The 13,020-nt window shown below is 57.6% G+C and carries 10 protein-coding genes; 8 read left to right on the top strand and 2 right to left on the bottom strand.

Features of this window, described 5'->3' with window-relative positions:
* Positions 1-172 precede the first annotated feature (172 nt).
* The 4 genes from aqpZ (at position 173) to hcr (ending at position 4,725) form a co-directional block, all read left to right on the top strand.
* Complete coding sequence (gene aqpZ, locus ACMWL8_RS19520) at positions 173-868, top strand: aquaporin Z (RefSeq protein ID WP_028012545.1); 696 nt, start codon at positions 173-175, stop codon at positions 866-868.
* A gap of 181 nt (positions 869-1,049) precedes the next feature.
* The gene (locus tag ACMWL8_RS19515) at positions 1,050-1,949 is read left to right on the top strand and encodes a lysine exporter LysO family protein (RefSeq protein WP_028012543.1); all 900 of its coding nucleotides are present in this window, start codon (positions 1,050-1,052) and stop codon (positions 1,947-1,949) included.
* A gap of 144 nt (positions 1,950-2,093) precedes the next feature.
* The gene (gene hcp, locus ACMWL8_RS19510) at positions 2,094-3,746 is read left to right on the top strand and encodes a hydroxylamine reductase (protein WP_045261790.1); all 1,653 of its coding nucleotides are present in this window, start codon (positions 2,094-2,096) and stop codon (positions 3,744-3,746) included.
* Positions 3,747-3,756: 10 nt separating this feature from the next.
* Positions 3,757-4,725: an NADH oxidoreductase gene (gene hcr / locus ACMWL8_RS19505; RefSeq protein ID WP_045261791.1), complete on the top strand. Its 969-nt coding sequence runs from the start codon at positions 3,757-3,759 to the stop codon at positions 4,723-4,725.
* A gap of 335 nt (positions 4,726-5,060) precedes the next feature.
* Here the strand turns inward: hcr and ACMWL8_RS19500 are convergent, their stop codons facing one another.
* Positions 5,061-5,495 (bottom strand): DoxX family protein, encoded by a 435-nt coding sequence (locus ACMWL8_RS19500; RefSeq protein WP_045261792.1) that lies wholly within the window; start codon positions 5,493-5,495, stop codon positions 5,061-5,063.
* Positions 5,496-5,646: 151 nt separating this feature from the next.
* Here ACMWL8_RS19500 and poxB point away from each other — a divergent pair, with 151 nt between their 5' ends.
* The 4 genes from poxB (at position 5,647) to ACMWL8_RS19480 (ending at position 10,957) form a co-directional block, all read left to right on the top strand.
* On the top strand, positions 5,647-7,365 hold the full coding sequence (gene poxB / locus ACMWL8_RS19495) for a ubiquinone-dependent pyruvate dehydrogenase (RefSeq protein WP_041910648.1): 1,719 nt from the start codon (positions 5,647-5,649) through the stop codon (positions 7,363-7,365).
* A gap of 38 nt (positions 7,366-7,403) precedes the next feature.
* Positions 7,404-8,405 carry a low-specificity L-threonine aldolase gene (gene ltaE, locus ACMWL8_RS19490; RefSeq protein ID WP_414751611.1) on the top strand — a complete coding sequence of 334 codons (1,002 nt, stop codon included), beginning with the start codon at positions 7,404-7,406 and terminating at the stop codon, positions 8,403-8,405.
* A 10-nt stretch (positions 8,406-8,415) separates the two neighbouring features.
* Positions 8,416-9,852 (top strand): SDR family oxidoreductase, encoded by a 1,437-nt coding sequence (locus ACMWL8_RS19485; protein ID WP_045261794.1) that lies wholly within the window; start codon positions 8,416-8,418, stop codon positions 9,850-9,852.
* Between the two features lie 91 nt (positions 9,853-9,943).
* Entirely contained in the window at positions 9,944-10,957 is a 1,014-nt protein-coding gene (locus ACMWL8_RS19480) for an NAD-dependent epimerase/dehydratase family protein (protein ID WP_052683057.1), read from the top strand.
* 123 nt (positions 10,958-11,080) lie between these two features.
* On the opposite strand, the gene ACMWL8_RS19475 is transcribed toward ACMWL8_RS19480, so the two are convergent.
* Positions 11,081-12,901 carry a chitinase gene (locus tag ACMWL8_RS19475; protein WP_045261796.1) on the bottom strand — a complete coding sequence of 607 codons (1,821 nt, stop codon included), beginning with the start codon at positions 12,899-12,901 and terminating at the stop codon, positions 11,081-11,083.
* Between the last annotated feature and the right edge of the window lie 119 nt (positions 12,902-13,020).

Here is a 13,020-nt window from a genome sequence, read left to right as displayed (position 1 = left end):
TGATTTGAACAAGGATTAACATCACATTGCCTTAAATCAAATTAACCGAATTTATTTAAGTGGCGAAGGGATGTTGTTGGTTTTTAAAATACGGGCTCTTTGAGTCGTCATCCCTTTATGGCGATATATCCCGCGCGCGGGAAAACGCGTGGAAAATTATTTTGAGGTGGTTATGTTTAGAAAATTGGCAGCAGAATGCTTTGGTACATTCTGGCTGGTATTTGGTGGCTGCGGCAGCGCCGTTCTGGCAGCAGCATTCCCGGAATTAGGTATTGGTTTTGTCGGCGTCGCGCTGGCATTTGGCTTAACCGTATTAACCATGGCTTTCGCCGTGGGGCATATTTCCGGCGGTCATTTTAACCCGGCGGTGACATTAGGCTTATGGGCGGGCGGACGTTTCCCGGCGAAAGAGGTTATTGGCTACATCGTGGCGCAGGTGGTTGGCGGTATTATTGCGGCGGGCGTGCTGTACGTCATTGCCAGCGGTAAAGCAGGCTTTGACGCGGCGGCCAGCGGCTTCGCCTCTAACGGCTTTGGCGAACACTCTCCGGGCGGTTATTCCATGCTTTCTGCCATTGTAATTGAAATTGTACTGACCGCAGGCTTCCTGCTGGTGATCCACGGTGCAACCGACAAACACGCGCCTGCAGGCTTCGCGCCCATCGCCATTGGTCTGGCGCTGACGCTGATCCACCTGATCTCCATTCCGGTGACCAACACCTCCGTTAACCCGGCGCGCAGCACCGCCGTCGCCATTTTCCAGGGCGGCTGGGCGCTTGAGCAGCTTTGGCTGTTCTGGGTGATGCCGATCGTCGGCGGTATTCTGGGCGGCGTGCTGTACCGCACTCTGCTGGAAAAACGCGATTAATCTTTCCCTCCCTCTCCCCGTGGGAGAGGGCCGGGGTGAGGGCAACAGGCCGCACCCCCACATAGACACAAGCCGGGTAAGGCGCAGCCGCCACCCGGCTTTTTTATTGCTCCTTTACCTGACAGCCTTTATTGGGTAGTGTCTCTGGCGCTTAACAGAAACTCAAAAGGACCGGCTGTTCATGTTTTCAGGACTCCTCATTATTCTGCTGCCCCTGATTGTGGGCTATCTTATTCCGCTGCGTCATGAATCGGCCTTAAAGCTTATTAACCGTTTTCTCAGCTGGATTGTTTACGTCATTCTGTTCTTTATGGGGATCAGCCTGGCCTTCCTGGATAATCTGGCGACAAATTTACTTTCCATCCTGCATTATTCTGCGGTCACCGTGGTGGTTATTTTGCTGTGCAATATTGCCGCCCTGCTGTGGCTGGAACGCACTATTCCGTGGAAAAATAATCACCACCAGGAAAAGCTTCCCTCCCGAATTGCAATGGCGCTGGAATCATTAAAGCTCTGCGGCGTCGTGGTGCTTGGATTTCTTCTGGGCCTTACCGGATGGACATTTTTGCAGCACGCGACGGACGCCAGCGAATATACCCTGATCTTCCTGCTGTTCCTGATTGGTATTCAGCTGCGAAATAACGGTATGACGCTGAAACAGATTGTCCTGAACCGTCGGGGAATGATCGTTGCCGTTATGGTTGTCGTCAGCTCAATGGTCGCGGGCGTGATTAATGCCTTTATTCTCGATCTGCCGCTGAAAACCGGCCTGGCGATGGCCTCCGGGTTTGGCTGGTACTCCCTCTCCGGTATTCTGCTGACCGAATCCTTCGGCCCGGTGATCGGCAGCGCTGCCTTCTTTAACGATCTGGCTCGAGAGCTGATTGCCATCATGCTGATCCCGGGTCTGGTTCGCCGCAGCCGCTCGACGGCACTGGGCCTGTGCGGCGCCACGTCGATGGACTTTACCCTGCCGGTCCTCCAGCGTTCTGGCGGGCTGGAGATGGTGCCCGCAGCCATCGTTCACGGCTTTATTTTGAGCCTGCTGGTTCCCGTCCTGATGGCGTTTTTCTCTGCCTGATACCTCTGTGGCGGTAGGGCTCCTGCCGCCAAAATTGCGCTAAATCAATCTCCCTCTATTTTGTCGCAGAAAGCTCTTTTCACCGTTCTGGCACAGGCATACCCTTAAACATGTATATTAAATATAACTTTTACAGGTGTGATTATGTTTTGTGTGCAATGTGAACAAACCATCCGTACCCCGGCAGGCAACGGCTGCTCTTACGCGCAGGGTATGTGCGGTAAAACCGCAGAAACATCAGACCTGCAGGATCTGCTGATAGCCGCCCTGCATGGTCTTTCCGCCTGGGCCTTCAAAGCCCGTGAATACGGCATCGTCGACCATTACGTCGACAGCTTCGCGCCGCGCGCGTTTTTCTCCACGCTGACTAACGTCAACTTCGATTCTCCGCGCATCGTCGGCTATGCCCGCGAAGCGATTGCCCTGCGCGAAGCTTTGAAAGCGCAGTGCCTGAATGCCGATACCAGTGCCCGCGTGGACAACCCAATGGCGGAGCTTCAGCTGGTGAGCGACGACCTGGGCGAGCTACAGCGCCAGGCCGCAGAATTTACCCCTAATAAGGACAAAGCGGCGATTGGCGAGAACATCCTCGGCCTGCGTCTGCTGTGCCTGTACGGCCTGAAAGGTGCAGCGGCCTATATGGAACACGCGCACGTTCTCGGGAAGTCAGATAACGACATTTACGCCCAGTACCACAAAATTATGGCGTGGCTCGGCACCTGGCCTTCCGACATGAACGCCCTGCTCGAGTGCGCAATGGAAATCGGCCAGATGAACTTCAAGGTCATGAGCATTCTGGATGCCGGTGAAACCAGCACTTACGGTCATCCGACCCCGACGCAGGTCAACGTCAAAGCGACCGAAGGCAAATGCATCCTGATTTCCGGCCACGACCTGAAAGATCTCTACAACCTGCTGAAGCAGGCCGAAGGCACCGGCGTTAACGTCTATACCCACGGCGAAATGCTGCCCGCCCACGGCTACCCGGAACTGCGCAAGTTCAAGCATCTGGTGGGTAACTACGGCAGCGGCTGGCAAAATCAGCAGGTAGAGTTCGCCCGCTTCCCTGGCCCTATCGTGATGACCTCAAACTGCATCATCGACCCTACCGTGGGCGCGTATGACGACCGCATCTGGACCCGCAGCATCGTCGGCTGGCCGGGCGTGAGCCACCTTGAAGGCGACGATTTCGGTCCGGTTATCGAGCAGGCGCAGCAGATGGCGGGCTTCCCGTACAGCGAAATCGAACATCTGATCACCGTTGGCTTCGGTCGCGAAACGCTGCTGGGTGCGGCAGATTCTCTGATTGACCTCGTCAGCCGTGAAAAGCTGCGCCACATCTTCCTCGTTGGGGGATGCGACGGCGCGCGCGGCGAGCGTAACTACTTCACCGATTTCGCCACCAGCGTGCCGGATGATTGCCTGATCCTGACCCTGGCGTGCGGTAAATACCGTTTCAACAAGCTGGACTTCGGCAACATCGAAGGCCTGCCGCGCCTGATTGATGCAGGCCAGTGCAATGATGCTTACTCGGCCATCATTCTGGCGGTCACGCTGGCGGAAAAACTCGGCTGCGGCGTCAACGATCTGCCGCTGTCCCTGGTGCTCTCCTGGTTCGAGCAGAAAGCGATTGTCATCCTGCTGACCCTGCTCTCTTTGGGCGTAACCAACATCGTGACCGGCCCGACGGCGCCAGGCTTCCTGACGCCGGACCTGCTGGCGGTGCTGAACGAGAAATTCGGTCTGCGTTCCGTGACCAATGTTGAAGATGATATGAAGCAACTGCTGAGCGCGTAAGGAGCGATTCATGACCATGCCAACCTCACAATGTCCGTGGCGGATGCAGGTTCATCACATCCATCAGGAGACGCCGGATGTGTGGACGCTGTCGCTGCTCTGCCACGACTACTATCCGTACCGTGCGGGCCAGTATGCGCTGGTCAGCATTCGCAACTCGGCGGACACGCTTCGCGCCTATACGATCTCCTCCACGCCGGGCGTGAGCGAGTACATTACGCTCACTATCCGCCGCATTGATGACGGTGCAGGCTCCCAGTGGCTGACCCGTGACGTGAAGCGCGGAGATTACATCTGGCTGTCTGACGCGCAGGGGGATTTCACCTGTGACGACAAGGCAGACGATAAATTCCTTCTGCTGGCGGCGGGCTGTGGCGTAACGCCGATCATGTCGATGCGCCGCTGGCTGGCGAAGAACCGCCCGCAGGTCGACGTGCAGACAATCTTCAGCGTGCGCTCTCCGGAAGATGTGATTTTTGCCGATGAGTGGCGTGATTATCCGGTGACGCTGGTGGCGGAACACAACGCGACCCACGGTTTTGTGCCCGGTCGCCTGAGCCGCGAGTTGCTGCAAAGCGTGCCGGATATTGCGAACCGTACCGTGATGACCTGCGGCCCGGCGCCGTACATGGATATCGTGGAGAAAGAAGTTAGAGCGCTTGGCGTGACCCGCTTCTTCAAAGAGCAGTTCTTCACGCCGGTGGCGGAAGCGGCAACCAGCGGGATTCAGTTCACCAAACTGCAGCCCGCACAGACCTTCTTTGGCCGCGTGGGCACCACGCTGCTGGAAGCGCTGGAAAGCAACAAGGTGCCGGTAGTCGCGGCCTGCCGTGCGGGCGTGTGCGGCTGCTGTAAAACGAAAGTGGTTTCCGGGGAATATACCGTCACCAGCACCATGACGCTGTCCGACGCGGAAATTGCCGAGGGTTACGTGCTGGCGTGCTCGTGCCATCCGCAGGGGGATTTGGTCCTCGCATAAGCAATAAACGTTCGATCGTAGGCCCGGTAAGCGCTAGCGCCACCGGGCTTTTTTGCCGGGTGGCACTGCGTTTACCCGGCCTACGTTGTGCATGCTGCCTGTACGGCAGTGAACGACAACCTGAATGGCCCGTCAATCCCAATTCATTTCTAAGCTGCCTGTACGGCAGTGAAGGGAACAATCTACACCTATCACCTTGTCAGATAAAGAATTCCCCTCAAAAAATACCTCTTAAACCCTTTTTTCATCACAAATAATTCCGCTTAATAAAATCAAAGACTTAAAAACCACCAATAAAAAAAGTCCAGAGACCCTTATATTTTCAGTACCCAGCTTTATTGCCACGCAGGCGCTTTCCCTAACGCAAACCGCCCTGCCCCTAAACACGCCACCGCCAGCGAGCCAACAAAGAAGTACACCAGACTTTCAATCGCCCATGCCCCAACCTTATCGAGCGCGAACGTTTCACCCACTCCCACCATCAGCCATGCCACGATCATCGTAAACGCCAGCACCAGCGCGGCCGGGCGCGTAAAGAGCCCGACAATAATCAGGATCGGTGCCACCACTTCGCCAATCAACACGCCGTGGGCAATAAATCCCGGCAGCCCTTTCTCTACCAGCATGCCGCTGATAAAGCCCACGCCACCAAACAGCTTATGCAAACCGTGAAAAAGCATCAGCCCACCGACGGCAAGTCGTAACAAGAGTTTGCCGAGATCGTCGTACGATAGCTTTTCATTAACAGCAATTAACAATGATTTAACCATTTGAAATGATTCCTTTTTTCACTGAGGCATCACCAGATTATGCCGAAGCGTGGCGCCTGAAAAGCACCTTTTAAATGGGGGGATTTGACGGGCAATACAGTGACTTTCTTCTAAGCTTGTAAGCGATATCACAAAAAGGAGACGGACAACCATGAAACAAACCGTGGCTGCATATATAGCGAAAACGCTCGAACAGGCTGGCGTAAAACGTATCTGGGGCGTGACCGGCGATTCCCTGAACGGGCTCAGCGACAGCCTGAACAAGATGAAAACCATCGAATGGATGCCGACCCGTCATGAGGAGGTCGCTGCCTTCGCCGCCGGTGCTGAAGCGCAGCTCACAGGGGAACTGGCCGTGTGTGCAGGCTCGTGCGGGCCCGGCAACCTGCATCTGATCAACGGCCTGTTCGACTGCCACCGTAACCACGTGCCGGTGCTGGCGATTGCCGCCCATATCCCCTCTTCCGAAATCGGCAGCGGCTATTTTCAGGAGACGCATCCGCAGGAGCTGTTCCGTGAATGCAGCCACTACTGTGAGCTGGTTTCATCCCCGGAGCAGATCCCGCAGGTGCTGGCGATCGCCATGCGCAAAGCCGTACTAAACCGTGGCGTTTCCGTGGTCGTTATCCCGGGAGATGTGGCGCTCAAGGCTGCTCCTGAAGGGGCCAGCACCCACTGGTATCACGCCCCGCAGCCGGTGGTAACGCCAGCCGAAGAGGAGCTGAAAAAGCTGGCGCAGCTGCTGCGCTACTCCAGCAATATCGCCCTGATGTGCGGCAGCGGCTGTGCGGGCGCGCATAAAGAGCTGCTGGAATTTGCCGGAAAGCTTAAAGCGCCGATCGTCCACGCCCTGCGCGGCAAAGAGCACGTCGAATATGATAACCCGTACGATGTGGGCATGACCGGGCTGATCGGTTTTTCTTCCGGCTTCCACACCATGATGAACGCCGACACGTTGATCCTGCTCGGCACCCAGTTCCCGTACCGCGCGTTCTACCCGACGGACGCCAAAATCATTCAGATTGATATCAACCCGGCCAGCATCGGTGCGCACAGCAAGGTCGATATGGCGCTGGTGGGGGACATCAAATCCACCCTTGCCGCCCTGCTGCCGCTGCTGGAAGAGAAAACGGACCGCAAATTCCTTGATAAAGCGTTGAGCGACTACCGCGACGCGCGCAAGGGGCTGGACGATCTCGCCAAACCGAGCGACAAAGCCATTCATCCGCAGTATCTGGCGCAGCAGATCAGCCATTTTGCGGACGACGACGCTATTTTTACCTGCGACGTGGGCACGCCAACCGTCTGGGCGGCGCGCTACCTGAAGATGAACGGCAAACGTCGCCTGCTCGGCTCGTTCAACCACGGCTCGATGGCCAACGCCATGCCGCAGGCGCTGGGGGCAAAAGCGACGGCACCGGAGCGTCAGGTCGTGGCGATGTGCGGCGACGGCGGGTTCAGCATGCTGATGGGGGATTTCCTGTCGGTGGTGCAGATGAAGCTTCCGCTGAAAATCGTGGTCTTTAACAACAGCGTGCTGGGCTTCGTGGCGATGGAGATGAAGGCCGGAGGCTATCTCACGGATGGCACCGAGCTGCACGACACCAACTTTGCCCGCATCGCCGAAGCGTGCGGCATCACCGGTATTCGCGTGGAGAAAGCCTCCGAGGTGGATGAAGCCCTGCAGCGCGCCTTCTCCATCGACGGTCCGGTACTGGTTGACGTCGTCGTCGCCAAAGAAGAGCTGGCGATCCCGCCGCAGATCAAGCTGGAACAGGCCAAAGGTTTTAGCCTCTACATGCTGCGCGCCATCATCAGCGGGCGCGGTGACGAAGTGATCGAACTGGCAAAAACCAACTGGCTCAGGTAAAACGTTTCGCATGACCTCTTAAAATAAAGGGATGTGAAATGATTGTTTTGCGTAGTGATACCGTTACCCGCCCGAGCCGCGCCATGCTCGAAGAGATGATGGCCGCCCCGGTCGGGGACGACGTCTACGGCGATGACCCGACGGTCAACGAACTGCAGCGCTATGCGGCAGAGCTGAGCGGCAAGGAGGCCGCGCTGTTCCTGCCGACCGGCACGCAGGCTAACCTGGTGGCGCTGCTCAGCCACTGCGAGCGCGGTGAAGAGTATATCGTCGGCCAGGGTGCGCATAACTACCTGTACGAAGCTGGCGGCGCGGCGGTGCTTGGCAGCATCCAGCCGCAGCCGATTGACGCCGCGCCGGACGGCACCCTGCCGCTGGATAAAGTCGCGGCAAAAATCAAAGCTGACGATATTCACTTCGCCCGCACCAGGCTGCTCAGCCTCGAAAACACCCACAACGGTAAAGTGCTGCCGCGCGAATACCTGAAAGCAGCGTGGGAATTCACTCGCGAGCGCAACCTCGGCCTGCACGTCGACGGCGCACGCATTTTCAACGCCGTCGTGGAGTACGGCTGCGAGCTAAAAGAGATAACGCAATATTGCGACTCGTTCACCATTTGCCTCTCAAAAGGGCTGGGTACGCCGGTGGGTTCGCTGCTGGTCGGCAGCGCAGACTACATCAAGCGCGCCAACCGCTGGCGTAAAATGACCGGCGGCGGCATGCGTCAGGCGGGCATTCTGGCGGCTGCCGGACTGTACGCATTAAAAAATAACCTGGCGCGCCTCAAGGACGATCATGACAACGCCGCGTGGATGGCAACGCAGCTGCGCGAGATCGGCGCGGACGTGATGCGTCACGACACCAACATGCTTTTTGTGCGCGTGGGCGACGAGCACGCCGCTGCGCTGGGTGAATTTATGAAAGCGCGTGGCGTGATGATCAACGCCTCCCCGGTCGTGCGCCTGGTGATGCATCTCGACGTGAGCCGCGAACAGCTGGCGGACGTGGTGAAACACTGGCAGGCGTTTTTACAGCGTTAAGGAGCATCACGTGCCGCAACGTATTCTGGTGCTCGGCGCCAGCGGATATATCGGTCAGCACCTCACTACTGCATTAAGCCAGCAGGGGCATCAGGTGCGGGCAGCGGCACGCAATACCGAGCGCCTGCAAAAGCTTGGTTTGCCTGGCGTGACCTGTCACAACGTCGATCTCAACTGGCCGAAGGAACTCCCCGCGCTGCTGGAAGGGGTCGACACGCTTTACTACCTGGTCCACAGCATGGGCGAAGGCGGGGATTTTATCGCCCACGAGCGTCAGGTGGCGATGAACGTCCGCGATGCCCTGCTGCAAACCCCGGTTAAGCAGGTGATTTTTTTAAGCTCGCTCCAGGCACCCGAACACGAGCAGTCCGACCATCTGCGCGCCCGCCAACTGACGGCAGACACGCTGCGCGGGGCGAATATTCCCGTCACCGAACTGCGCGCCGGGATCATCGTCGGCGCGGGTTCCGCCGCCTTCGAAGTAATGCGCGATATGGTCTACAACCTGCCGGTGCTGACCCCGCCGCGCTGGGTGCGCTCGCGCACCACGCCGATTGCGCTGGAGAATTTGCTCCACTATCTGGTGGCCCTGCTGGATCACCCGGCAGAGCAACACCGCGTGCTGGAGGCGGCAGGCCCGGAAGTGCTCAGCTATCAGGAGCAGTTCGAACATTTCATGCGCGTCAGCGGACGCCGCCGCTGGCTGATCCCCATTCCCTTCCCGACCCGCTGGATATCGGTGTGGTTTTTGAATGTGATCACCTCGGTTCCCCCGACGACTGCCAAAGCACTGATCCAGGGGCTAAAGCACGATCTGCTGGCGGACGATCGCGCGCTGCGCGCATTAATCCCCCAGGCGTTGATCCGCTTTGACGACGCGGTGCGGCATACGCTGAAAGAAGAAGAGAAGCTGGTGAACTCCAGCGACTGGGGCTACGACGCGCAGGCCTTTGCCCGCTGGCGCCCCGAGTACGGCTATTACCCGAAACAGGCGGGCTGCACGGTAAAAACCTCTGCCAGCCTTCACGCGCTGTGGGAGGTGGTGAACCAGATCGGCGGCAAAGAGCGCTATTTCTTCGGCAATATCCTCTGGCAGACGCGCGGTGCGATGGATCTGCTGGTCGGTCACCGGCTGGCGAAAGGCCGCCCGGCGCATCCGTATCTTAAGCCAGGCGATGCGGTCGACAGCTGGAAGGTGATCGTCGTCGAGCCGGAAAAACAGCTGGCGCTACTGTTCGGCATGAAGGCGCCGGGGCTGGGGCGGCTCTGCTTTACGCTCAAGGACAAAGGCGACCATCGGGAACTGGACGTTCGCGCCTGGTGGCACCCACACGGGATGCCGGGTCTGTTCTACTGGCTGTTTATGATCCCCGCCCATCTGTTTATCTTCCGGGGTATGGCAAAACGCATTGCGCAACTGGCAGAACAAAAGACGAAAATAAGTTAATAAAACCCTCTTTCTTTCACCTTTCCCATTGCAACACATCGTAATTCACGAAAGAATGCGCACGAAATTCTTTTCAACACAGTGGATTGATATGAAGGTACTGGTTACCGGGGCGACCAGCGGCTTAGGCCGAAATGCGGTCGAATTTCTGCGCAACAAGGGCATCAGCGTCAGGGCCACCGGTCGCAACGAAGCGATGGGGAAACTGCTGCAAAAAATGGGCGCGGAGTTCGTCCATGCCGACCTGACGGAGCTGGTCTCCTCGCAGGCGAAGGTGATGCTCGCCGGTATCGACACGCTGTGGCACTGCTCCAGTTTTACCTCCCCGTGGGGAACCCAGGAAGCCTTCGATCTCGCCAACGTGCGCGCCACGCGTCGTCTGGGCGAATGGGCCGTCGCCTGGGGCGTGCGTAACTTTATCCATATATCCTCCCCGTCGCTCTATTTTGATTATCACCACCATCGCGACGTGCAGGAAGATTTCCGCCCTGCTCGCTTTGCCTGCGAGTTTGCCCGCAGCAAGGCGGCCAGCGAAGAGGTGATCGATCTGCTGGCGCAGTCAAACCCGCATACCCGTTTTACCGTCCTGCGCCCGCAGAGCCTCTTCGGACCGCACGACAAAGTGTTTATTCCGCGTCTGGCGCAGATGATGCACCACTACGGCAGCGTGCTGCTGCCGCGCGGCGGCGATGCGCTGGTGGACATGACCTATTACGAAAATGCCGTCCACGCCATGTGGCTGGCAAGCCAGCCGGACTGCGATAAGCTTATCTCCGGTCGCGCCTATAACATCACCAACGGTGAACCGTGCACGTTGCGCAGCATTGTGCAGCGGCTGATTAATGAACTGCAGATCGACTGCCGTATCCGTTCCGTGCCCTACCCGATGCTGGACATGATCGCCCGCAGCATGGAGCGTTTTGGCAGTAAATCCGCCAAAGAGCCCGCGCTGACGCACTACGGCGTATCGAAGCTTAACTTTGATTTTACGCTGGATATCACGCGCGCGGAGACTGAGCTGGGGTATAAGCCGATTGTGACGCTGGATGAAGGCATTGTGCGCACGGCAGCGTGGTTACGGGATCACGGGAAGTTGCACCGCTAGCCTTTTTGCCCGGTGGCGGCTTCGCCTTACCGGGCCTACATCCCCTCGCCCCTCCGGGGAGAGGGTTAGGGTGAGGGGAAAGTGCAGATACTAAAACGGCAACCTTTCGGTTGCCGTTTGCTTTTACAGAGCCGTCCAGGCATCAGCCCATGCCAGACCTGCGCCTGGTTCATAGTATGCCGGGGAGTTGTTACACCAGCCGCTGTACGGGAACGGTTTGCACTGGAACAGTTTACCGTGGTTGTTCACGATATCACCTGCGTTGTACTTGCTGTTCGCGCTCCACGCCTGGTAAGCACCTTCGTCACCTGATGGCGTTGCCGCTTTCGCTTTCACGTTCAGCAGGTAAGTGGTGGTATTGCTCAGCTCGCCATCGCTGACGGTCAGGCTGATTTCAATCTGCTGCGCCGTTGCGGACTCAGGCGCCTTGAAGGTCACCACCGCTTTATCTTCGCCGGTCACAGTCTGGCCATCCTGAGAATGCCAGGTGTAGGTCAGCTTGTTGCCGTCCGCGTCGGTAGAGCCTTCCGCGCTCAGAGACACCTGCGCACCCGCTTCAACGGCACCGATTGGACCCGCAATCTGCGCAACCGGCGCGTGGTTCACCGCGACAGGTTCAGCAGGGGTTTCATCCGGCGTTGGCGCTGGGGTCGGCGTGACGTCTTCAGATGGCGTAGGCGTTGGTGTGACCGGGGTTTCGTCCGGCTTCACCGCAGAACCGTCGTCATTCACGATATTCACGTTATAGAACTTCTGCACGCACTTGGTGTAGTCGCCCTCTTTGAACGCGCTGAACGGCGTCTGGTAGCCCACCAGCTGGCACGCATAGGTTGAACCGTTTGGCGTATCCGGGCTCCATCCCCAGTCCTGTTCCCAGTAAATCTTCAGGGCACCGGCACCGTATTCGTCGAACTGCTTCATGTTGGCGCAGCCCAGCACTTCATTGGCCGGAACAGGCACTTTCAGGTAGTTCGCGAACTCTTTGTAGTACTTGATACGGTTCTGAGACTGAGCAATTTCAGTCGGGCCGCCGCACTCTACGCCGCCGTTGATGATCTGGGTGGTCACGCCGAAGCCAGGGACCAGACCGTTGGCTTTATCATGATCGTTCGGCTGCCACGTGCCGTCGATAACCTGCAGCATGCTTGGTTTTGGCGGCTGCGGGTAGGCGAAGAAGAAGATCGCGCTCGCCAGGTTCAGCCAGGTATCCGCCACCAGCTCAGGTTTATCCAGCAGGGTACGCACGTCGCCGTACATTGCTTCGGAGAACGGACCGTAGTTGTAGTTGTAGGACAGCTGCTTCGCGCCGCGACCGAAGTAGCTCAGGAAGTCGCCGTCTTTATCCTTACCGCACGGCCAGGTCTGGCCCTGCCATACTTTCGGGTCACATTCGCCGTTATAGCCGCCCTTCTGCCCTTCGCTCCAGCCCATTTCACGCACGTGGACCAGCGCCTGACGCCACTCGGCTTCCGGACGCCAGCTTTCGTGGCCGCCGGTTTCCTGGGCAAAGTGGGCAAACATGGTGGCCAGCTCTTTGCGGCAGATCGCATCGCTGTCGCGACCGTCGTTATAGGTCTTACACAGCGCCGGGAATTTACCTACGGCTTTCAGGAAGTTGCTGTAGGTATAGGCCTGAGCGCGCAGCGGGAAGAGATAATCCCAGTCGCTGGCCTTCACGATCCCTTCCACGCGCTTAACGTTGTCCGGGTTCGCCGCACGGCCTGGCTCAATCATTTCGACCTGCGCGTTATCAAGGGTCTGAATCGTCTCTTTAACGGAGGTCATCAGCGGGAAGTTAGTGAGCTCCTGCTCTTTCTTCGCCAGATCGCTGGCTTTCATGGTGTACGGCTCGCCGGTGGTCGCCTGCAAAGAGGCAGCCTGCGCCATAAAAGGTGCAACGCAAGCACCAGCAACAAGTACACTCAGTAACGTCCTTTTGTTCATTTCAATATTCCTGTTTCGTTAAGATTAAAAAAAGAATCCCGGTTTATGTATTAATCCATTAATAAATAAACCACAGACAGCTGTTTTCACTTTTCGAAGAACACCATAAGGAATTCTTC

It is taken from the genome of Enterobacter sp. 04-C-12-SI-ECC (genome assembly GCF_047530715.1).
GTDB lineage: Bacteria > Pseudomonadota > Gammaproteobacteria > Enterobacterales > Enterobacteriaceae > Enterobacter > Enterobacter bugandensis.
Note: the sequence above shows the minus strand (reverse complement) of the source record. Positions and strands in the feature narration are given on the sequence as shown.

Coding starts and splice junctions, on each gene's coding strand:
- ACMWL8_RS19500 (WP_045261792.1), bottom strand. CDS start 5,495: ATGGTTAAATCATTGTTAATTGCTGTTAATGAAAAGCTATCGTACGAC.
- poxB (WP_041910648.1), top strand. CDS start 5,647: ATGAAACAAACCGTGGCTGCATATATAGCGAAAACGCTCGAACAGGCT.
- ACMWL8_RS19475 (WP_045261796.1), bottom strand. CDS start 12,901: ATGAACAAAAGGACGTTACTGAGTGTACTTGTTGCTGGTGCTTGCGTT.
- hcr (WP_045261791.1), top strand. CDS start 3,757: ATGACCATGCCAACCTCACAATGTCCGTGGCGGATGCAGGTTCATCAC.
- hcp (WP_045261790.1), top strand. CDS start 2,094: ATGTTTTGTGTGCAATGTGAACAAACCATCCGTACCCCGGCAGGCAAC.
- ltaE (WP_414751611.1), top strand. CDS start 7,404: ATGATTGTTTTGCGTAGTGATACCGTTACCCGCCCGAGCCGCGCCATG.
- aqpZ (WP_028012545.1), top strand. CDS start 173: ATGTTTAGAAAATTGGCAGCAGAATGCTTTGGTACATTCTGGCTGGTA.
- ACMWL8_RS19515 (WP_028012543.1), top strand. CDS start 1,050: ATGTTTTCAGGACTCCTCATTATTCTGCTGCCCCTGATTGTGGGCTAT.
- ACMWL8_RS19480 (WP_052683057.1), top strand. CDS start 9,944: ATGAAGGTACTGGTTACCGGGGCGACCAGCGGCTTAGGCCGAAATGCG.